This is a genomic window from Streptomyces sp. NPDC004065, from assembly GCF_044903565.1.
In the GTDB taxonomy this organism is placed as follows: domain Bacteria; phylum Actinomycetota; class Actinomycetes; order Streptomycetales; family Streptomycetaceae; genus Streptomyces.
Window position 1 is genome coordinate 35,708 of the sequence record NZ_JBJDQT010000035.1, and the last position, 21,300, is coordinate 57,007.

Annotated in this window: 14 protein-coding genes; 6 read left to right on the forward strand and 8 right to left on the reverse strand. The window is 72.8% G+C overall.

What is annotated here, in order from left to right; translation table 11 throughout:
• Genes ACI2LW_RS29330 through ACI2LW_RS29340 form a run of 3 tightly spaced genes read left to right on the forward strand, consistent with a single transcriptional unit; the run spans window position 1 to window position 7,048 of the window.
• Complete coding sequence (locus tag ACI2LW_RS29330; protein WP_404734260.1) at window positions 1-2,760, forward strand: glycosyltransferase; 2,760 nt, start codon at window positions 1-3, stop codon at window positions 2,758-2,760.
• A 21-nt stretch (window positions 2,761-2,781) separates the two neighbouring features.
• Window positions 2,782-4,257 carry a glycosyltransferase family 2 protein gene (locus tag ACI2LW_RS29335; RefSeq protein ID WP_404734261.1) on the forward strand — a complete coding sequence of 492 codons (1,476 nt, stop codon included), beginning with the start codon at window positions 2,782-2,784 and terminating at the stop codon, window positions 4,255-4,257.
• A gap of 49 nt (window positions 4,258-4,306) precedes the next feature.
• Window positions 4,307-7,048 (forward strand): CDP-glycerol glycerophosphotransferase family protein, encoded by a 2,742-nt coding sequence (locus tag ACI2LW_RS29340; protein ID WP_404734262.1) that lies wholly within the window; start codon window positions 4,307-4,309, stop codon window positions 7,046-7,048.
• 190 nt (window positions 7,049-7,238) lie between these two features.
• On the opposite strand, the gene ACI2LW_RS29345 is transcribed toward ACI2LW_RS29340, so the two are convergent.
• The 5 genes from ACI2LW_RS29345 to ACI2LW_RS29365 all read right to left on the reverse strand — a co-directional run bounded on the left by ACI2LW_RS29345 (window position 7,239) and on the right by ACI2LW_RS29365 (window position 14,377).
• A complete protein-coding gene (locus ACI2LW_RS29345; protein ID WP_404734263.1) occupies window positions 7,239-9,368 on the reverse strand; it encodes a 3-hydroxyacyl-CoA dehydrogenase NAD-binding domain-containing protein in 2,130 nt (709 codons plus the stop codon).
• Complete coding sequence (locus ACI2LW_RS29350; RefSeq protein WP_404734264.1) at window positions 9,365-10,585, reverse strand: thiolase family protein; 1,221 nt, start codon at window positions 10,583-10,585, stop codon at window positions 9,365-9,367. The genes ACI2LW_RS29345 and ACI2LW_RS29350 overlap by 4 nt, the downstream gene beginning before the upstream one ends.
• A gap of 393 nt (window positions 10,586-10,978) precedes the next feature.
• Complete coding sequence (locus ACI2LW_RS29355; RefSeq protein WP_404734265.1) at window positions 10,979-12,277, reverse strand: HRDC domain-containing protein; 1,299 nt, start codon at window positions 12,275-12,277, stop codon at window positions 10,979-10,981.
• Window positions 12,278-12,562: 285 nt separating this feature from the next.
• Complete coding sequence (locus ACI2LW_RS29360; protein ID WP_003972894.1) at window positions 12,563-13,225, reverse strand: response regulator transcription factor; 663 nt, start codon at window positions 13,223-13,225, stop codon at window positions 12,563-12,565.
• Window positions 13,226-13,702: 477 nt separating this feature from the next.
• Window positions 13,703-14,377, reverse strand: a complete 675-nt coding sequence (locus ACI2LW_RS29365) for a DUF3000 domain-containing protein (protein WP_404734266.1) — start codon at window positions 14,375-14,377, stop codon at window positions 13,703-13,705.
• Between the two features lie 126 nt (window positions 14,378-14,503).
• On the opposite strand from ACI2LW_RS29365, the gene hemE reads away from it, so the two are divergent.
• Window positions 14,504-15,571, forward strand: coding sequence for a uroporphyrinogen decarboxylase (gene hemE, locus ACI2LW_RS29370; protein WP_404734267.1), 1,068 nt, complete (start codon window positions 14,504-14,506; stop codon window positions 15,569-15,571).
• Window positions 15,572-15,593: 22 nt separating this feature from the next.
• Here the strand turns inward: hemE and ACI2LW_RS29375 are convergent, their stop codons facing one another.
• A complete protein-coding gene (locus ACI2LW_RS29375; RefSeq protein WP_404734268.1) occupies window positions 15,594-16,415 on the reverse strand; it encodes a rhomboid family intramembrane serine protease in 822 nt (273 codons plus the stop codon).
• A gap of 182 nt (window positions 16,416-16,597) precedes the next feature.
• On the opposite strand from ACI2LW_RS29375, the gene ACI2LW_RS29380 reads away from it, so the two are divergent.
• Window positions 16,598-16,885, forward strand: coding sequence for a hypothetical protein (locus ACI2LW_RS29380; protein ID WP_404734269.1), 288 nt, complete (start codon window positions 16,598-16,600; stop codon window positions 16,883-16,885).
• A gap of 88 nt (window positions 16,886-16,973) precedes the next feature.
• On the opposite strand, the gene ACI2LW_RS29385 is transcribed toward ACI2LW_RS29380, so the two are convergent.
• Both ACI2LW_RS29385 and ACI2LW_RS29390 read right to left on the reverse strand, forming a co-directional pair.
• Window positions 16,974-18,401, reverse strand: coding sequence for an FAD-dependent oxidoreductase (locus ACI2LW_RS29385; protein WP_404734270.1), 1,428 nt, complete (start codon window positions 18,399-18,401; stop codon window positions 16,974-16,976).
• Between the two features lie 27 nt (window positions 18,402-18,428).
• A complete protein-coding gene (locus tag ACI2LW_RS29390) occupies window positions 18,429-19,655 on the reverse strand; it encodes a DUF4349 domain-containing protein (RefSeq protein WP_404734271.1) in 1,227 nt (408 codons plus the stop codon).
• A 163-nt stretch (window positions 19,656-19,818) separates the two neighbouring features.
• On the opposite strand from ACI2LW_RS29390, the gene hemG reads away from it, so the two are divergent.
• Window positions 19,819-21,297 carry a protoporphyrinogen oxidase gene (hemG, locus tag ACI2LW_RS29395; protein ID WP_404734272.1) on the forward strand — a complete coding sequence of 493 codons (1,479 nt, stop codon included), beginning with the start codon at window positions 19,819-19,821 and terminating at the stop codon, window positions 21,295-21,297.
• The last annotated feature ends 3 nt before the right edge of the window (window positions 21,298-21,300 follow it).

Consider the following 21,300-nt stretch of genomic DNA (forward strand, 5'->3'; position numbering starts at 1 on the left):
ATGAATCCCTACGACGTCACGCTGGTCGTGCCGGTCCACAACGTGGAGCAGTACCTCCCGGAGTGCCTGGAGTCCATCGAGGCGCAGACGGTGTTCCAGCGCTGCGAGATCATCCTGGTGGACAACGGCAGTACGGACGGCTCCTACCGGCTCTGTGCGGAGTTCGCCCGCCGGCACGCCAACGCCACGGTGCTGGTACGGCACGGGGGCGGCGCCGGAGCGGCCCGGAACCTCGGCATGGACCGGGCGACCAGTGCGCGCATCACGTTCTGCGACTCCGACGACGTGCTCCCGCCCACCGCGCTCGAACGCATGCTGGACGCCTCCCGGGCGACCGGAGCCCAGGTGGTGGTGGGCGCGATGGAGACGTTCCCCAAGCCGACCAACTGGGCCTGGAAGGAGCACTTCGGCAAGGGCGACCGGACGTTCGGCAGCATCGCCGAGGCGCCGGAACTGGTGCACAGCGCGAGTGCCTGCAACAAGCTCTTCGACCTGTCCTACCTGCGCTCCCACGGCATCCGCTTCGCGGAGGGCGTCCACTTCGAGGACGCCTACCTGGCCGTCTGCGCGCTCGTACTCGCCACCCGCCTCGCCCTCGTCGACACGTGCGTCTACCGCTACCGCAAGCGGGCCGCGGGGAACTCGACGATGGACGCGATCTGGACGCGCCGGCAGAACTACTGGGACCACCTCCGGCTCGTGGAGTACCTGCACGGGCTGGGCGCACGCCTGCCGGAACCCTCGCGGGCCGTGCTCGACCTCTTCCTGGTGCGCAGCTACCAGGGCTTCGCGCTCCGGGCACCCGACCTCTTCCAGGGGGCGGAGCTGGAGGACATCTACGCGCGGTGCCGCGCCGTCTACCGGGACGTCCCGCCCGGCACGGTCGTCAGGGCCACCGCCGACGCACGCCACCGCGTGGCCTACCTCGCCTTCACCACCGGGGACTTCGGGCTCTTCGCGGACCGTGCGGCCAGGCTGCGCGGGCTCTCCGTGCGCGACGGCCGTCTCTACCTCGGCGGCCGGCCGGAGGACCTGGAGGACCGGCTGCTGCCACTGGCGCAGGCCACACCCTTCACCGCCCATCTGGAGCACGTGCGCCTGGTGCCGGGAACCGGGACGCTGCGCCTTGCCGGACGGTTCGAGATCTCCGGCATGCCCCTGGTCCGGCCGCTGGCGGGGGACCTCGGCCTGCGGGTCCGGGGGAGTCGTATCGGCGTCCGCGCCACGCAGGTTCGCCGCCGGGACCTGAAGAACACGCGGCCGGACACGGAGTGGGGCGGCTTCACCGCCGACCTGCCCCTGGACGCCCTGCGGCAGGGCGTCCACGAACTGGAACTGGTGCTGGACACCGCGGGCGGCCAGGTGGCCACCCCGTGCCGGGTGGCCGCGGGCTACCTGCGGGGGGCGCGCGTCGTCGAACACGGCGGGACGCGGGTCGTGCCGCACTGGAAGGGGCGCAACCGCGCGGTCCTGATGGTCTCCGGCACGCGCCGGCTGTCCTGGCGCGGCCTCTCGGGCAGCCTCCTGGCCAAGGACGCCAAGCACGTGCTGCGGCGCCGGCCGTTCTGGCGGCAGCGCCTGATACGCCTGCTGACCAGGCCCCTGAAGCCACTGCTCCTCGGCCGGGACGTCTGGCTGTTCGGGGAGCGCGGCGACACCGCGCAGGACAACGGATGGCACCTGTTCCGCCACGCCCGCACCGCCGGGAAACGGCGCGGGGCGTACTACGTCATCCGGGCCGGCAGTCCCGACCGGGCCCACCTGAAGGGGCTCGGGCATGTCGTGGCGCACAGCTCCTGGAAACACAAGCTGCTGATGCTGCACGCGTCCGTGCTGGTCAACGCCTACGACATCGACACCTACATGCTGCCCGACGGCTGGGACAGGACCCGCTACCTCAAGCATCTGAACTGGCGCGTGGGCGCCCGGCGGGTGTTCCTCCAGCACGGTGTGACGGACAAGGACGTCAGCAAGGGCCTGCACCGCAACCGCACCGGCGTCGACCTCATCCTCGCGGTGAGCCGGCACGAGGGGTGGTTCCTGTCGGAGGAACTCGGCTACGAGGGACAGGTCGAGGTCATCGGCTTCCCCCGCTTCGACGCGCTGGTCCCCCGTCGCGGCGGGCGCACCATCCTGTTCATGCCGACGTGGCGCGCCTATCTGACCGTCGCCTCCTACAGCCGTGACGGCGGTGGCCGCGAGGCGCGTCAGGCGATGCGCGACCGGTTCCTCGCCTCCAGCTACCGGGAATTCGTGGCCCGCTTCCTCAACGACCCGGCTCTGCTGGCCGCCTTGCAGCGGTACGACTACACACTGGAATTCCTGCCGCACTACGAAATGCGCGCCATGGTCGGGGACATGGTTCCCGAACGGGACCGGGTCCGGATCATCGACCAGAACGAGGTCGGTGTGCAGGAGGCGATGAGGCGCTGCGATCTGTTCATCACGGACTGGTCGTCCACCGCCTTCGACATCGCCTACCTCGGAACCCCTCTGGTCTACGCCCAGTTCGACGCCGACGAGTACTGGGACGGGCACTACCGGAAAGGGTATTTCGACGCCCGTCGCGACGGATTCGGGCCGGTCGGTGAAACCGTCGAGGACGTCGTGGGCGAAGTGGTCCGCTACCTGCGGGAAGGGTGCACCAGGGAGCCCGAGTACCTGCGGCGGGCGGAGAAGTTCTTCGAGTACCGGGACCAGAACAACAATGCGAGGGCGCTGGAAGCGATCGACCGCCTCGTGCGAGGGCTGAATCAATGATGTGGTGTGCCAGGAGGAAGTATGTCCCAAGCCAACCGTGACGTCACCGTCGTGGTGCCGTTCCGTGACGTCCAGAACTACTTCGCCGAGTTTCTGCAATCGGTGGCCGCGCAGACGGCCTTCGCGCGTGCCCATGTGATTCTCGTCGACAACGGCAGCAGCGACCGGTCGGTGGCGATCGCGAGTGAATTCGCCGGCCGGCACGCCAACGTGGACCTGGTGTCGCAGCCGCACGGCCGGGCCGGTGACGCCCGCAACACGGGCATGGACCTGGCCGCGACGCCGTACATCGTCTTCTGGGACGCCGACGACGTCGTGCCCGAGCGGTCCCTGGAAGTGCTGCGGAACACCATCGTCAAAACCAGGGCCACGGTCGTCGTGGGCCGGGAGAAGCATGTGCCGAAGCCGGTCAAGGCGCCGTGGCACAAGTACTTCGGCAAGAACGTCAAGACCGTGGACAACGTCGTCGACGTCCCCGACCTGATCCACTCGGCGTCCTGCTGGAACAAGATGTTCGACCTCGACCTGCTGCGCGCGCAGGGCATCCGGTTCGGCACCGGCACGGCCTTCGAGGACGCCTACGTCTCGCTGCCCGCGCTGCTGCTGTCGGAGCGCATCGCGCTGGTCGACGCTCCCGTCTACGAGTACCGCAGGCGCGGCGACGGCACCTCCGTCATGGACACCATCTGGGACCTGCCCCAGAACTATCTGGACCAGCTGCTGATGCTGGAGTACCTCGCGGGGATGCGCCAGGGGCTCACGCCGTACCAGCAGGAGACGCTGGAGCGGTTCCTGATCCGCAGCGTGCAGGGGTTCCTGCTGAGGGCGCCGCGGGTGCTGAGCGAATCCGACTGCCGGCAGCTCTTCGAGCGCTGCCGCACGCTGTACTGGGGCATCACGGCCGAGCAGTTCGCCCGCAGCACGCACGACACCAGGCACCGGATCCCCTACCTCGCCCTCCACGTAGGGGACTTCGACCTCTTCTACCGTCCGGCCGCCGTCCTCGGTTCGGTCTACGGCCGCGAGGGAGACCTCTACGTCGACTACCCGGGCACGTCCTGGCAACTGCCGCTGACGAAGGTCACCTCCGTCCCGGCCAGGATCGAGGGAGTCTCCGCCGGCGAGGGCGGGACCGCGGTGGTCCACGGCCGCTTCTCGGTCAACGGAGTCCCCGACGAGCTGCTCGCCAAGCTCGAACTGCAGGTCTGGTTCGAACGCAGCGGCAGGACGCTCCCGGCGGTGAACCACGGACAGGCGTACGACGGGCCGGGCCAGGCGGGCGCCGTCTTCAGCGTCACCGTCGACCCCCGGGAGTTCCCCGCCGGATCCTTCCCGGTGCGTCTTGTGGTGTGCACCCGCGGCAGGGACGTCTCGCGGCCCTGCACGGTCTCCCCGGCCCTGACGCAGGAACCGGCCGTGAACGCGTTCCACGGCCTCGCACGCATCACCGCCGAAGGCGGGAACGCCCGGCTCGTCGTCGAGCCGGGCCGGCACTGACCAGGATCAGCTCCAGAAATGGGGTATTGGGCAGAAACAGGAGTCATACGTGAACGATCCCCTCTACGACGTCGCCGTCGTCGTCCCCATTTTCAACGTGGAGAGATATCTCCAGGAGTGCCTGGACTCGCTGGCCCGGCAGACCATGTTCGCCCGTTGTCAGGTGATCCTGGTCGACAACGGCAGCAGTGACGGCTCGCCCGCGATCGCAGCCGAATTCGCCGCGCAGCACCCGAACGTATGGGCGATCGTGCATCCCGAAGGAAAAGCCGGCGGGGCCAGGAACGCGGGCCTGGAACTGGTCACCGCCCGCTACGTCACGTTCTGCGACTCCGACGACGTCCTGCCCGACGAAGCCCTGGAGAGCATGTGGCGGACGGCGGTCGAGGAGCGGGTGCCGCTCACCATCGGACGGATGGAGACGTTCCCGGAGGCCACCAACTGGCCCTGGCTCCGCTATTTCGGCAAGCAGGTCCAGGTGCATCCGGGCATCGAGAACATCCCGGAGATGATCCACGGCGGAAGCGCCTGCCACAAGATGTTCGACGTCGAGTTCATCCGCGCGAACGACATCCGCTTCCGCGAGGGCGTGCACTTCGAGGACGCCTTCTTCTCGGTTCCCGCCATGCTGCTCGCGGACCGCATCGCGATGGTGCCGACCACGGTGTACCGGTACCGCAAGCGGGCCGCCGAGGACTCCACGATGGACAAGCTGTGGGAGCGCACGGAGAACTACTGGGACCACCTCCTGCTGGAGGAGTACCTGATGAGCTTCCGCCGCCGGCTCACCGGCCACCGGCAGGAGGTCCTCAACCGGTTCCTGGTGCGCAGCTACCAGGGCTTCGCGCTGCGCGCCCCGCAGGTCCTGCCCGAGGACGAACTGTTCCGGCTGTTCGAGCGGGCACGCGCCGTCTACACCCTGGTCACCCCCGACGCCGTGCTGGCCTCCACCCACGACACCCGCCACCGGGTGCCGTTCCTGGCCATGTACATGAACCGGTTCGACCTCTTCGCGCGGCCGGGACAGACGATCAACGGCGTGTACGGACGAGGCGGAGACCTCTATCTCGACATCGCGGTGCCGAGCGCGCTGCTGCCGCTGACGAAGATCTCCGCCACCAGCGTGCACGTGGAACGGATCCAGGCGGATGCCCGGGCCGGCGACATCCTCGTGGCCGGCCGGTTCGTGCTCAACGGGCTGCCGATGGACGAGCCCATGCGCAACCCGCTGCAGCTGTGGGTGGAGAAGAGCGGCCAGCTGGTGCCCGCACGGCAGGTGTGGCGCAGCGACCTGGCGGCCACGCGTGACGACCTCGCCTGGGGCGGATTCGAGGCGGTCTTCCCCGCCGGCGCCGTCAAGGACGGCGAGTTCCCCCTGAAACTGGTGTTCTGCACCACCGGCCGGGACGTCTCACGTCCGTGCATGACCACCACCGCGATGCTGCGCGGCGCCCGGCCCATGAAGGTCGCCGGCCGCTGGGTCCTTCCCCTGTCGAAGGGCAAGGACAACGCGGTGCTGGTCGTCCGGGAGGCCCAGGGCAGGAACGGCGACAAGGCCTGGGAGAAGTTCCTCGAGGGCCTGGACGACGACCAGAAGAAGCGCAAGGCGCCCTTCTGGCGGGCCCGCGCCATCCGGCGGGCCACCCTCAGGTTCTTCCGCCGCAAGGAGATCTGGCTGATCGGCGAACGCCGGGACACCGCACAGGACAACAGCCTGCACCTGTTCACGTATCTGCGCACGCACGAGCGCCGCCGCAAGGCCTACTACGTCATCGACAAGGACAGCGCGGACCGGGCGAAGCTGAAGCGCCTGGGGAACGTGGTGGCGCACAGCTCCTGGAAGCACAAGCTGCTCATGCTGCACGCGTCGCTGCTCATCAACGCCTACGACATCGACTCGTACATGCTGCCCGACGGCTGGGACCGCACGAAGTACCTCAAGCACCTCAACTGGCGCGTGGGCGCCCGGCGGGTGTTCCTCCAGCACGGTGTCACGGACGAGGACGGCAGCAAGGCCCTGCACCGCAACCGGACCGGTGTCGACCTGGTGTTCGCGACCAGCGACCGCGAGGCCCAGTACTTCTCCGAGCACATGCACTACGGGGACCAGGCCAAGGCGCTGGGCTTCCCGCGGTTCGACGCGCTGCAGCCGGACCGCGGCCGGCGGCGCGTCCTGCTGATGCCCACCTGGCGCAAGTACCTCACGATCCCCTCCTACCTCCAGCAGGACGGCGCCGACCAGGACGCGGTCGACGCGATCTTCCGGGAGTCGACGTACCGGGAGTTCCTGGTGCAGCTGCTGCGCCACCCGAAACTGATGGAGGCGCTGGAGCACTACGACTACGTGCTCGACTTCCTCCCGCACTACGAGATGCGGAACATGGTCGACGGGGTGGTACCGGACCACCCCCGGGTGCGGCGTCTGGACCAGACGAAGGTGAGCGTCCAGACGGCCCTGCGCCAGTGCGACCTGTTCATCACCGACTGGTCCTCGGTCCACTTCGACATGGCCTATCTCGGCACGCCGCTGGTCTACGCCCGGTTCGACCCGGACGAGTACTGGGCGAAGCACGCCAGGAAGGGATACTTCGAGGCCGCCTACGACGGCTTCGGACCGGTGTGCGGCAACGTCGAGGAAGTGGTGAACGAAGTGATCCGCTACCTCGGCAACGGGTGCGTCCGTGAGCCGGAGTACGACTACCGGGCACGCGCGTTCTTCGCCTTCGGCGACCGCGACAACTGTGCCCGTGCGACGGCCGCCATCGCGCAACTCGCGGCATCCGGGGCGTAAGGCCCCGGCCCGCCGGCCGCGGCGCGGCGTCACCGTACCGATCACCGCAGAGTGAGGGGGGCGGTCACGCGCGCCGCGGCCGGCGTCGTGCGGTCGCACAACGGCGAAGAGGGGCGCGGGGGACCGCGTGACCGGCGAGATGCCGGTCCGCGGCCGCCCCACGCCCCTCAGGCGTTCCCGGCGGGTGCGGCTACGCCGGAACCGAGGCCACCCCCGGCTCCAGGAACCGCTTGCCGTTGACCCGCTCGCTGACGCCCTCGCGGTCCAGGTACGGCGTGATGCCGCCCAGGTGGAAGGGCCAGCCGGCGCCGGTGATCAGGCACAGGTCGATGTCCTGGGCCTCGGCCACGACGCCCTCGTCGAGCATCAGGCCGATCTCCTGGGCGACCGCGTCCAGGACGCGGGCGCGGACCTGCTCCTCCGTCAGGACGGTGTCGCCCTGCTTCAGCAGCGCGGCGACCTCCGGGTCCAGCTCGGGCTTGCCGCTGTCGTAGACGTAGAAGCCGCGCTTGCCCGCCTCGACGACCGCCTTCAGGTTCGGGGAGACCGTGAAGCGGTCCGGGAACGCCCGGTTGAGCGTCTCGGAGACGTGCAGGCCGATGGCCGGGCCGACCAGCTCCAGCAGCACCAGCGGGGACATCGGCAGGCCGAGCGGCTCGACCGCCCTCTCCGCCACGTCGACCGGGGTGCCCTCGTCGATGACGTTCTGGATCTCGCCCATGAAGCGGGTCAGGATGCGGTTGACCACGAACGCCGGGGCGTCCTTGACCAGCACCGCCGTCTTCTTCAGCTTCTTGGCCACCGCGAAGGCGGTCGCCAGCGAGGCGTCGTCGGTCCGCTCGCCGCGGACGATCTCCAGCAGCGGCAGGACCGCCACCGGGTTGAAGAAGTGGAAGCCCACGACCCGCTCGGGGTTCTTCAGCTTGGAGGCCATCTCCGACACCGACAGGGAGGAGGTGTTGGTGGCCAGGATCGCGTGTGCCGGGGCGACCGCCTCGACCTCCGCGAAGACCTTCTGCTTGACGCCCATCTCCTCGAAGACCGCTTCGATGATGAAGTCGGCGTCCGCGAAGCCCTCGGCCTTGTCCAGCACACCGGTGACCAGTGCCTTGAGGCGGTTGGCCTGGTCCTGGCCGATCCGGCCCTTGCCGAGCAGCTTGTCGATCTCGGCGTGGACGTAGCCCACGCCCTTGTCGACGCGCTCCTGGTCGATGTCCGTGAGGACGACCGGGACCTCCAGGCGGCGCAGGAAGAGCAGGGCGAGCTGGCTGGCCATCAGGCCGGCGCCGACGACGCCCACCTTGGTCACCGGGCGCGCCAGGTTCTTGTCCGGGGCACCCGCGGGACGCTTGCCGCGCTTCTGGACGAGGTTGAACGCGTAGATGCCGGCGCGCAGTTCGCCGCCCATGATCAGGTCGGCGAGGGCCTGGTCCTCGGCGTCGTACCCCTGCTGCAGGTCGCCGTTCTTGGCGGCGGCGATGATGTCCAGGGCGCGGTAGGCGGCCGGGGCCGCGCCGTGCACCTTGGAGTCGGCGATGAACCGGCCCTTGGCGACGGCCTGGTCCCAGGCCTCGCCGCGGTCGATCACCGGACGGTCCACGACGATCTCGCCCTTGAGGACGGACGCCGTCCAGATCAGCGACTGCTCCAGGAAGTCGGCGCCCTCGAACAGGGCGTCGGCGATGCCCAGTTCGTAGACCTGCTTGCCCTTGAGCTGCTTGTTCTGGTTGAGGCTGTTCTCGATGATGACCGAGACGGCCCGGTCCGCGCCGATCAGGTTCGGCAGCAGGGTGCAGCCGCCCCAGCCGGGCACCAGGCCGAGGAAGACCTCGGGCAGCGAGAACGCCGGCAGGGCCGCGGACACCGTGCGGTAGGTGCAGTGCAGGCCGACCTCGACGCCGCCGCCCATCGCCGCGCCGTTGTAGTAGGCGAAGGTGGGGACGGCCAGCTTCGACAGCCGCTTGAAGACCTCGTGGCCGCCCTTGCCGATGGCGAGCGCGTCCTCGTGCCGCTTCAGCAGCTCCACGCCCTTGAGGTCGGCGCCGACCGCGAAGATGAACGGCTTGCCGGTGATGCCGGCGCCGACGATGTCGCCGTCCGCGGCCTCCTTCTCCACCTGGTCGATCGCGGTGTTCAGGTTCGCGAGCGACTGGGGGCCGAAGGTGGTCGGCTTGGTGTGGTCGTGGCCGTTGTCCAGGGTGATGAGCGCGAAGCGCCCGGCGCCCAGCGGGAGGTCGAAGTGGCGTACGTGCGCCTGGGTGACGACCTCGTCCGGGAACAGCTCGGCCGCGCCCTTCAGGAGTTCAGCGGTGGTGCTCACTTGTCGCCTCCGTCGAAGTGCGGGTTCTCCCAGATGACCGTCGCGCCCATGCCGAAGCCGACGCACATGGTGGTCAGACCGTAGCGGACCTGCGGCTGCTCCTCGAACTGGCGGGCCAGCTGCGTCATCAGGCGGACGCCGGAGGAGGCGAGCGGGTGACCGAAGGCGATCGCGCCGCCGTACTGGTTGACGCGCTCGTCGTCGTCCGCGATGCCGTAGTGGTCGAGGAAGGCGAGCACCTGGACGGCGAAGGCCTCGTTGATCTCGAACAGGCCGATGTCGGAGATGGACAGGCCGGCCTTGGCCAGCGCCTTCTCCGTGGCGGGGATCGGGCCGTAGCCCATGACCTCCGGCTCCACGCCCGCGAAGGCGTAGGAGACCAGGCGCATCTTGACCGGCAGGCCGTTCTCGCGGGCGAAGTCCTCGCTCGCGATGACCGAGGCGGTGGCGCCGTCGTTCAGGCCGGCCGCGTTGCCCGCGGTGACCCGGCCGTGCACGCGGAACGGCGTCTTGAGGTTCGCCAGGTTCTCCAGGGTGGTGCCCGGGCGCATCGGCTCGTCGGCCGTGACCAGGCCCCAGCCGGTCTCGCCGGCCTCGGGGTTGGTGCGGCGCACCGAGATCGGCACCAGGTCCTGCTGGATCTTGCCGTTGGCGTACGCCTTGGCGGCCTTCTCCTGCGAGCGCACCGCGTACTCGTCGGCGCGCAGCTTGGTGATCTGCGGGTAGCGGTCGTGCAGGTTCTCCGCCGTCATGCCCATGAACAGGGCGGACTGGTCGACCAGCTTCTCGCTGACGAACCGCGGGTTGGGGTCGACGCCCTCGCCCATCGGGTGGCGGCCCATGTGCTCCACGCCGCCCGCGATGGCCACGTCGTACGCGCCGAAGGCGATGGACCCGGAGACCGTGGTGACCGCGGTGAGCGCACCGGCGCACATGCGGTCGATGGAGTAACCGGGGACCGAGGTCGGCAGGCCCGCGAGGATGCCGGCGGTGCGGCCGATGGTCAGGCCCTGGTCGCCGATCTGCGTGGTCGCGGCGACGGCCACCTCGTCGATCTTCTTCGGGTCGAGACCGGGGTTGCGGCGCAGCAGCTCCCGGATCGCCTTCACGACGAGGTCGTCGGCGCGGGTCTCGTGGTAGATGCCCTTGGGGCCCGCCTTGCCGAACGGGGTGCGGACGCCGTCGACGAAGACGACGTCCCTGACGGTACGAGGCACGATGGCTCTCCTCCAGGTGCGGGATGGCACTGCTGCGTTGCGCTGAGCGCGCGCTCAGGCCCATGCTACTTACGAGTAACGTAACTGCCCAGTCCCCACGGCCGGAGCGGCGAAGGTCACACCGGGTCACCTGAGGGGGCCATACCCGGTCGTCCGGGAGCGCCACACCGGGTCACCTGACGGGACCACACCGGACAGCCGGGGGACGGGGCCGGCCGTACACCGTCCGTGGCCCCGCCGCCCGTGCACGTACGGCGCCCGGGGTCCGCGCGCACGCACGCCGTCCGCGGGGGCGCCCATAAGCGTCCCGCGCCCGCGGCGCGCCCGCGCACGTCCCGCGCCCGCGGTGCACGTCCCGCGCCCGCGGCGCGCGTCCCGCCCCCGCGGCGCGCTCTACTGCGGCTGCGTGCCCGCGGGGGACAGGGCCCGCACCAGGTACGGGGTCACCTGTTCCGTCTGCCAGGGGCGTGCGCCGCAGGCGGTGAGCGCCCCGGCGACGGTCTCCTCGGTCAGGGTGGCGGGCGGCTCCCAGCACAGGCGCCGTATCGCGTCGGGGGCGACGAGGTTCTCCTGCGGCATGCTCAGCCGCTCGGCCAGGGCCGAGACGGCGGCGCGCGCCGCCGACAGGCGGGCCGCCGCGGCCGGGTCCTTGTCGGCCCACGCGCGGGGCGGCGGGGGGCCGGTGACCGGCTGGCCGGGCTGGGGCAGCTGGGAGTCGGTGAGCGCCTTGGCCCGGTCGACCGCGGCCTGCCACTGCTCGAGCTGGCGCCGGCCCATGCGATGGCCGAAACCGTTCAGCGCGGCGAGGGCGTGCACGTTGGACGGGAGGGCGAGCGCGGCCTCCACGATGGCCGCGTCCGAGAGCACCTTGCCCGGCGAGACGTCCCGCCGCTGCGCGATCCGGTCCCGGGTCTGCCACAGCTCCCGCACGGCGGCGAGCTGCCGCCTGCGGCGCACCTTGTGCATCCCGGACGTACGGCGCCAGGGGTCCTTGCGGGGCTCGGCCGGCGGCGCCGAGGCTATCGCGTGGAACTCCTGCCGGGCCCAGTCCAGCTTGCCCTGCCGGTCCAGCTCCTTCTCCAGCGCGTCGCGCAGGTCGACGAGCAGTTCCACGTCGAGGGCCGCGTACCGCAGCCACGGCTCGGGCAGCGGCCGGGTCGACCAGTCGACGGCGGAGTGGCCCTTCTCCAGGACGAAGCCGAGCACGTTCTCGACCATGGCGCCCAGCCCGACCCGCGGGAACCCGGCGAGCCGGCCGGCCAGCTCGGTGTCGAACAGGCGGGTGGGCACCATGCCCGTCTCGCGCAGGCAGGGCAGGTCCTGGGTGGCGGCGTGCAGCACCCACTCGGTCCCGGACAGCGCCTCGCCGAGCGCGGACAGGTCGGGGCAGGCGACGGGGTCGATCAGCGCGGTGCCGGCGCCCTCGCGGCGCAGCTGCACCAGGTAGGCGCGCTGGCCGTAGCGGTAGCCGGAGGCGCGCTCGGCGTCGACCGCGACGGGGCCGGAACCGGCGGCGAAGGCCTCGACCGCCCGGGCGAGCGCGGACGCGTCGGCGATCACCGGCGGAATGCCCTCGCGCGGCTCGAGCAGCGGGATCGGCGCCCCGGTCTCCGAGGATCCGCCGTCGTCCGGAGGGGCGCCTCCGGTGGTGTGCAGTGAGCTGGCTGCTGCGGTCTCTTGGGCGTCGGTCACCTGTCAAGGGTATCCGTGGATGGACGGCGCCCGCCGACGGAACGTTCCGTCGGCGGGCGCCGGGGGGTCGTAAACCGGTCAGGCCGGCGACACGTCCGGTTCACGACCGGCACGGGGGACGACGTGGGAGAACGGGGAGAACGGGTGACGGGAGGGCGTGGGACGGGGGACGGGGGGAAGCGGGGCGACCGGGGACGGGGGCGATGCGGCCGATGAGGGGACGGGGCGGGGCCGGCCGGGGCGTGCGGGTCGTACGGCGGACGGTCGGTGGATGACGGCGGACGGTCAGTGGATGATGCCGGTGCGCAGGGCGACCGCCACCATGCCGGCGCGGTCGCCCGTGCCGAGCTTGCGGGCGATGCGCGCCAGATGGCTCTTGACGGTCAGCGCGGACAGGCCCATCGAGACGCCGATCGCCTTGTTCGACTGCCCCTCGGCGACCAGTCGCAGCACCTCCACCTCGCGGCCGGACAGCTCGCGGTAGCCGCCCGGGTGGCTCGGGGCACCCGGGGGGCGGCGGTGCAGGCGCGCGGCGGCGGCGCCGATCGGGGCGGCACCGGGCCGGGTGGGGAGCCCGACGTTGGTGCGGGTGCCGGTGACGACGTAGCCCTTGACCCCGCCCGCCAGGGCGTTGCGGACGGCGCCGATGTCGTCGGCCGCGGACAGCGCCAGGCCGTTGGGCCAGCCGGCGGCACGGGTCTCGGACAGCAGCGTGAGTCCGGAGCCGTCGGGCAGGTGCACGTCGGCGACGCAGATGTCGCGCGGGTTGCCGATGCGGGGGCGGGCCTCCGCGACGGACGACGCCTCGATGACGTCACGGACTCCGAGCGCCCACAGATGACGGGTGACGGTGGAACGGACGCGCGGGTCCGCCACGACGACCATGGCGGTCGGCTTGTTCGGGCGGTAGGCGACCAGGCTTGCGGGCTGCTCGAGGAGAACGGACACCAGGCCTCCTGGGGGGTGGGGGACGGGGCCGGCTTGCGGGGGTCAAGCCGTGACGAACCGTGCTTGCAAGGTCACAGTCGTCTTCGGCATCAAACCCCGTCTCCTTTAGAGAAAGATCACGATTTGGTGAGTTTTAATGTGTGCAATTCGGACACGCTGTCGATCATCCGAAGGTCGAATCGGTTCGCTCGAGGCCGTTCTGGGCCGTTCGGGTTCGGTCCGTGGCCGAATGTGGCCGTATCGACAAAGGGACGGCGGGTGGGGCGGTGAGGCGCCCGTACGGGTGTCCGGGCGGCCGCGGGCGGGAGTCCGGGGGGCGGCCGGCGGCCGGCACCGCGGGAGCGGCCGGAGGGCAGGGCGGAAGCGGCCGGAGCGGGGGAAGCCGCGGCGGAGGGGGGAAGCCGCGACGGCGGAGGGGCGCGGCCCCGCCTCCTGCCGTGGCCGGCTCCCCGGCCCGCCTCGGCGCGACTGCCCGCCTCAGCGCGACTGCGGGCCGCGCCGCTGCGGCAGCGTCACCACCGACGCGTCCCCGGGACCGGCCGGCGGCAACCCCGCCACCTGGGCCAGCAGATCGCACCAGGAGGCCAGGTGGGCGCCGGTGTCCGGGATCCCGCCCAGGCCCTCGCGCGGCGTCCAGGAGGCGCGGATCTCGATCTGCGAGACGGCGGGCCGCGAGGACAGCCCGCCGAAGTAGTGGGAGCCGGCCCGGGTGACGGTGCCGCTCGGCTCGCCGTACGCCAGGCCGCGCGCCTGCAGCGCCCCGGTCAGCCACGACCAGCACACGTCCGGCAGCAGCGGGTCGGCCGCCATCTCCGGCTCCAGCTCCGCCCGCACGAGCGTCACCAGCCGGAACGTCCCCCGCCAGGCGTCGTGCCCGGCCGGCTCGTGCAGCAGCACCAGGCGGCCGTCGGCGAGGTCCTGCTCACCGTCGACGACCGTGGCCTCCATCGCGTACGCGAACGGGGCGAGCCGGCGGGGAGCGGGCACCTGCTCGATCTCGATCTGCGGCCGCAGCCGCGCGGTCCTCAGTGCCTCGACGGCGGCCCGGAAGGGCAGCGGCGCGTGATCCGCCCTGCTCGCATGCCCGTCCCCCTCCTTCGGGTCGTCCATTCCGCCAGCGCCGTCCGACAGTCGTCCCTGAGCCGCAGCCATGCCGGGAAGATTAAGGGGAACGGGGCCTTCGTGCAGGGCAAGACACCCCGCCGCCGCCACCGGCGCCGCCCCCGGGGCCGCGGACCGCGGGCCGGGGGCCGTCCGGGGCCGTGCGAGACTTGCCCCGTGAGTGCCAACGAGACCAGCCACCGGCCGCCGACCGCCACCCACGACTCCGCCTTCCTCCGGGCGTGCAGGCGTGAGCCCGTGCCGCACACCCCCGTGTGGTTCATGCGCCAGGCCGGGCGGTCGCTGCCGGAGTACCGCAAGGTCCGCCAGGGCGTCGGCATGCTCGAGTCCTGCATGCGCCCCGAGCTGGTCACCGAGATCACCCTCCAGCCGGTCCGCCGGCACGGCGTCGACGCGGCGATCTACTTCAGCGACATCGTGGTCCCCCTCAAGGCCATCGGCGTCGACCTCGACATCAAGCCCGGCGTCGGCCCGGTCGTCGAGCAGCCCGTGCGCACCCGCGCGGACCTGGCCCGGCTGCGCGACCTCACCCCCGAGGACGTCCCCTACGTCACCGAGGCGATCCGCCAGCTCACCGGCGAACTCGGCGCGACGCCGCTGATCGGCTTCGCCGGCGCCCCGTTCACCCTGGCCAGCTACCTCGTGGAGGGCGGCCCGTCCCGCACCTACGAGAACGCCAAGGCGATGATGTACGGCGACCCGCGGCTGTGGGCCGACCTGCTGGACCGGCTCGCCGCCATCACGGCCGCCTTCCTGAAGGTGCAGATCGAGGCGGGCGCCAGTGCCGTCCAGCTCTTCGACTCCTGGGCCGGCGCGCTGCCCCCGGCCGACTACCGCCGCTCGGTGCTGCCCGCCTCCGCCAAGGTCTTCGGCGCGGTCGCCGGGTACGGGGTGCCGCGCATCCACTTCGGCGTCGGCACCGGCGAGCTGCTCGGACTGATGGGCGAGGCCGGCGCGGACGTCGTGGGCGTCGACTGGCGCGTCCCGCTCGACGAGGCCGCCCGCCGGGTGGGCCCCGGCAAGGCGCTCCAGGGCAACCTCGACCCCACGGTCCTGTTCGCGCCCCGCGAGGCCGTGGAGACCAAGACGCGTGAGGTGCTGCGGGCGGCGGAGGGCCTGGAGGGGCACGTCTTCAACCTCGGGCACGGCGTCATGCCGGCCACCGACCCCGACGCGCTGACGCGGCTGGTCGAGTTCGTCCACACCAGCACCGCCACCCGCTGACCCGGCCCGCCCGGGCCCCGGCTCACCAGGTCTGCCGGGGCCTGGCCTGCCGGCCGAACAGCAGCCGCGGCTGCGGCGGGGGCGGCGTGCCCGGGCGCAGCGGCAGCGCGATCAGCATGCCCGCGACGAAGCCCACGACATGCGCCGCGTATGCCACGGTGCCCGCCTGGGAGACGCCCTGGCCGGCCGAGTAGAAGGCCTGGAGCACGAACCAGAAGCCCAGCACCAGCCAGGCGGGCAGCCGCAGCGGCAGGAAGATCAGGAACGGTACGAGGACCCACACGCGGGCCGTCGGATACAGCACCAGATAGGCGCCCAGCACGCCCGCGATCGCGCCCGACGCCCCGATCAGCGGCTCCCCCGAGTCCGCGTTCAGCAGCGCGAAGCCGTAGCCCGCCGCATAGCCGCACACCACGTAGAACAAGAGGAACCGCACGTGTCCCATGCGGTCCTCGATGTTGTTGCCGAAGATCCACAGGAACAGCATGTTGCCCAGCAGGTGCAGCCAGCTGCCGTGCAGGAACATCGACGTGAGGACCGACAGCTCCGGGGACTTGCCGTACGGGGGCGGCGCCAGCACGCAGCCAGGCCCGTGCGGCCCGTACCCGATGCCGCCCGTCGGCACCAGCCGTGGCAGCTGATGGTGGATCAGCTCCCTGGGCACCAGGGCGTAGTGCTCCGTGAACGCCTCCAGATGGCACAGCTGCGCCAGGGTGCTGCCGCCGGTGAGGGAACCGGAGACGCCGGGCGTGGACAGGAACACCACGAAGTTCGCGGCGATCAGCGCGTACGTCACCCAAGGGGTGCGCCGCGCCGGGTTCACGTCATGGACCGGGATGACCACAGGGAAGTACTGCCCCCGATGCCCGGGGTGAATCGGGCGGGTTGCGCGCGGTGGGCCGGGCGGGACGCGTGCGGGGGGTGCGGCCGGGCGGGTTGAACACCGCTGTCACCGGCTCCGTATGTTCCGTCAACCGCCCGCGGCCCGGGCAAGGCGGCCCGCGGGGACGACGTGAGGAACAGGCGATGAACGAACGGGTTGCTCCGCCCATGCACGCCCTGCCCGACGGCGAGGCCGAGATCGCCCTGGTGGTGCGGCTGCCCTGGGAGGACGTCGCCCGCCTCGGCCAGGAGGCGGGGCGGCTGGCGTCCCAGATGCAGCGGCCGGTGACGCTGGACGAGGCCGTCAGCCACCGGCTCCGCTCCACCCGGCCGGCCGCGGCCCACGCCAAGCCGGCCGGCGAGCAGCCCGCGGCCACCACGGCGTCGAGCGCGTCGGTCTCCTCGCTGCCGAGGCTGAACGGGACGGCGTAGGGCGCCGTAGGGCGGGGGCGGGGCAGGGCGGCGGAGCGCGCGGCACGCAGCCGGGGCGCGCCCGCCGCGCCGCCCGCGCCGGCGGGTCTCAGGAGGCGCCGGCGCGGATCTTCGCGGTGGCCTTGCGGGCGGCCACCAGCACCGGGTCCCACACGGGTGAGAACGGCGGGGCGTACCCCAGGTCCAGGGCCGTCATCCGTTCCACCGTCATGCCCGCGGTGAGCGCGACCGCGGCGACGTCGACGCGTTTGGCCGCGCCCTCCCGGCCCACGATCTGCACGCCCAGCAGGCGGCCGGTGCCGAGTTCGGCGAGCATCTTCACCGTCATGGGGGAGGCGCCCGGGTAGTAGCCCGCGCGGCTCGTCGACTCGACGGTCACCGTCGTGAACCGCAGCCCCACCCGGCGGGCGTCCTTCTCGCGCAGCCCGGTGCGGGCGATCTCCAGGTCGCACACCTTGCTCACCGCCGTGCCCACCACGCCGGGGAAAGTGGCGTACCCGCCGCCCGCGTTGGTGCCGATGACCTGGCCGTGCTTGTTGGCGTGGGTGCCCAGCGGGACGTAGCGCTGCTGCCCGGAGACCAGGTCCAGGACCTCCACGCAGTCGCCGCCGGCCCAGATGTTCTCGTGGCCGCGCACCCGCATCGCCCGGTCGGTGAGCAGCCCGCCGTGCGCGCCGAGCGGCAGTCCGGCCGCCCGCGCCAGGCCCGTCTCCGGGCGCACGCCGATGCCCAGCACCACCACGTCGGCCGGGTACTCGGCGTCCTCGGTGGCGACCGCGCGCGCCCGGCCGTCCTGACCGGTGAGCACCTTGGTCACCTCGGCGCCGCCGGCCATGGTGATGCCGAGGCCCTCCATGGCCTCGCGCACCAGCCGGCCCATGTCCGCGTCGAGCGTGGACATCGGCTCGCTGCCCCGGTTGACGACCGTCACCTCGTAGCCGCGTTTTATCAGGGCCTCGGCCATCTCGACCCCGATGTAGCCCGCGCCGACCACCACCGCGCGGCGGCCCCGCGCGCGTGCCAGGGTGTCCAGCAGCGCCTGACCGTCGTCCAGGCTCTGCACGCCGTGCACCCCGGGCGCGTTGGCACCGGGCAGGTCGGGGCGCACCGGCCGCGCACCGGTCGCGATCACCAGCTTGTCGTAGGCGGTCCAGGACTCGGCCCCGGAGCCGACGTCCCGCGTGCGGACCCGGCGCGCGGCCACGTCGACGGCGGTGACCTCGGTGCGCATCCGCAGATCGATGTCCCGTGCGCGGTGCTCGGCCGGGGTGCGGGCGATCAGCCGGTCCCGCTCCACGACGTCGCCGCCCACCCAGTACGGGATGCCGCACGCCGAGTAGGAGGAGAAGTGGCCGCGCTCGAAGGCCACGATCTCCAGCTCGTCCGGCCCGCGCAGCCGGCGGGCCTGGGACGCCGCGGACATGCCCGCGGCGTCGGCGCCGATCACCACCAGCCGTTCCCTCGGGCCCCTGGTACCGCCCGCGCCGTCCGCCCCGCCCGCACCGCTCATGCTCATGCGGACACGCTACGGCGGTCCCGCGGCTCAGTCCCGGCCGCCCCGCTCCCCGGCGTCCGCGCCGCCGGTTGCGCTGCCTGTTCCGGTACCGGTTGCGCCGGCTGTTCCGGTACCTGTTCCCGTGCCGGTCCCGGCGCCCGTCCCCGTGCCGGTCCCGGCGCCCGTCCCCGTGCCGGTCCCGGCGCCCGCTCCCGTGCCGGTCCCGGCAGCCGTCCCCGTGCCGGTCCCGGCAGCCGTTCCGGCGCCGGTCCCGGTGCCGTCGTCCCCGCCCGGCCGCTGCCGGGCGGCCGGCACCTGGCCCGCCGGCGTGCCCGGCGGCACGGGCCAGGCCGGGGCGGGGCGGCGCGGCAGCCGGGGCCGTACGACCCGCAGCCACACCAGGACGGCCAGCGCCGCCGTCACGGCGAACGGGAGCACCGCGCCGAGCGCCAGCACGATCCAGCGGACCACGGTCACGAACACGTGCCAGCCGCCGGCCAGCGCGTCCGTGAACCCGGGCCGGTCCTCCCCGCCGGCCCGCGGCAGCGGCGCCTCGGACAGCGACAGGGTGATGGTGGCCAGGCTGGTGCGGTCCTTCAGGGCGGCCTGCTGGGCGAGCAGCGCCTCCAGGTCGGACTCGCGGCGGCTCAGCTCGCTCTCGAGGGTGACCACATCGCCGAGCCGGGTGGCCCGGTCCATCAGCGCGCGGACCCGGGCCACGCTGGCGCGCTGCGACTTGATGCGGCTGTCCACGTCGACGACCTGGTCGGTGACGTCCTGCGCCTTGGCCGTGCGCTCGACCAGCTTGCCGGTGCCCTCCAGGCCGGTGAGCACCTCGTCGTACCGGTCGGTGGGCACGCGCAGGACCACGCGGGTCTGCTCGCGGCCCTCGTCGTCGCGGCTGGTGGTCTCGTCGCCGACGTAGCCGCCCGCGCTCTCGGCGGCGGCGCGGGCGGTGTCGAGCGCCTTGGGCACGTCCTTGACCCGCACGGTCAGGGAGGCGGTGCGGATGATGTGGCCGGCGGACGGCGCGGGCGCCGCGGTGGCCCGGCCCGCGCCGCCCGCGCCGCCGGAGCGGGGCGTGCCGCCGCCCCGGGCGTCCTGCGCGGCCCCGGCCCCGGCCCCGGCCCCGGGGGCGGCCTCGGCGCCGCCGTGTGCGGCCTTGTCGGAGGAGCCGCCCCCGCCGCCGGCGCCGCATCCGGTGAGCGCGAGCGCGGCGGCCAGCAGCAGCCCGGCCAGGGCGTGAACGGGTCGGACGGAACGTCGTGCGCGCATGTGCGGTGCACCCCCGAGGAGTCGGCTGAGGACTGACGCTCCTTCGACGCCCGGGCCCCGCCGGACGTTGGCCGGAAAGGGTCCCGATGAGGTCACGGTCGGGACTCGTGGCGGACACTGGGGGCGGGACGGGAGTGTCAGCGGTGTCCGAGAGAGTGAAGACATGAGCACAACTGGTAGGAAAACGGGGCGGGTCGTCGTCATCGGCGCCGGCATCGCCGGGCTGGCCGCCGCGCACCGGCTGCTGGGGCACGGGGCGCGGGTGACCGTCCTGGAGGCCTCCGGCCGGGTCGGCGGCAAGCTGCTGGCCGGGGAGATCGCGGGCGTGCGGGTCGACCTGGGAGCCGAGTCGATGCTGGCCCGCCGCCCCGAGGCCGTGGCCCTGGCCCGGGAGGCCGGGCTGGGCGACCTGCTCCAGCCCCCCGCCACGGCGAGCGCCTCGATCTGGACCCGCGGCGCCCTGCGTCCCATGCCCCGCGGGCATGTGATGGGCGTCCCGGGCACCGCCTCCGCCCTCGCCGGCGTGCTGTCCGACGAGGGCCTCGCCCGCATCGAACGCGACGCCGACCTGCCCCGCACCCCGATCGGCGACGACGTGGCCGTCGGCGCGTACGTGGCCGCGCGACTCGGCCGCGAGGTCGTCGACCGGGTCGTCGAGCCGCTGCTCGGCGGGGTCTACGCGGGCGACGCCTACCGCATCTCCCTGCGCTCGGCCGTCCCCCAGCTGTTCGAGGCGGCCCGCGAGCACGCCGGTCTGCTCGAGGCCGTCCGCGCGGTCCAGGCCCGGGCCGCCGCGGCACCGCGGCAGAGCGGACCGGTCTTCATGGGCATCGAGGGCGGAGTGGGCCGGCTGCCGCTCGCGGTCGCCGAGTCCGTGCGGGCGCGCGGCGGCGAGATCCTGGCCGGCGCGCCGGTGACGGAGCTGCGCCGGGAGCACCGCGGGGAGGACGGCGGACAGGGCGGCCTCTGGCGGGTGAGCGCCGGCGACCGGGTGCTGCACGCCGACGCGGTGGTCCTCGCCGTGCCCGCGCCGGTCGCCGCCGGACTGCTCGGCGCCGAGTCCCCGGGGGCCGCCGCCGAACTGCGGGCCGTCGAGTACGCCTCCATGGCGCTGGTCACCCTCGCCTACCGCCGGGACGGCGCCCGCCTGCCCGAGGGCAGCGGCTTCCTGGTGCCGCCCGTCGACGGCCGGACCATCAAGGCGTCCACGTTCGCCTCCCGGAAGTGGGGCTGGATCGCCGGCGAGAACCCGGACCTGCTGGTGCTGCGCGCGTCCGTGGGGCGGTACGGCGAGACGGAGATCCTCGAGCGGGAGGACGCCGACCTGGTGGACGTCGCCCGGCACGACCTGCGGGAGGCCACCGGCCTGGACGCCGCGCCGGTGGCGGCCCGCGTCACCCGGTGGACCGACGGCCTGCCCCAGTACCCGGTCGGCCACCACGCGCGCGTGGTCCGCATCCGCGAACACGTCGGCAAGCTGCCGGGGATCGCGCTGTGCGGAGCGGCCTACGACGGCGTGGGCATCCCGGCCTGCGTCGCGAGCGCCCACGCCGCGGCGGACCAGCTCGCGGGCGGCTTCCGCGGTGTGCAGGAGCTCACCGCCCACCCGGTGCAGAGCCTGCACGGCGGAGCGGGAGAATAGCCC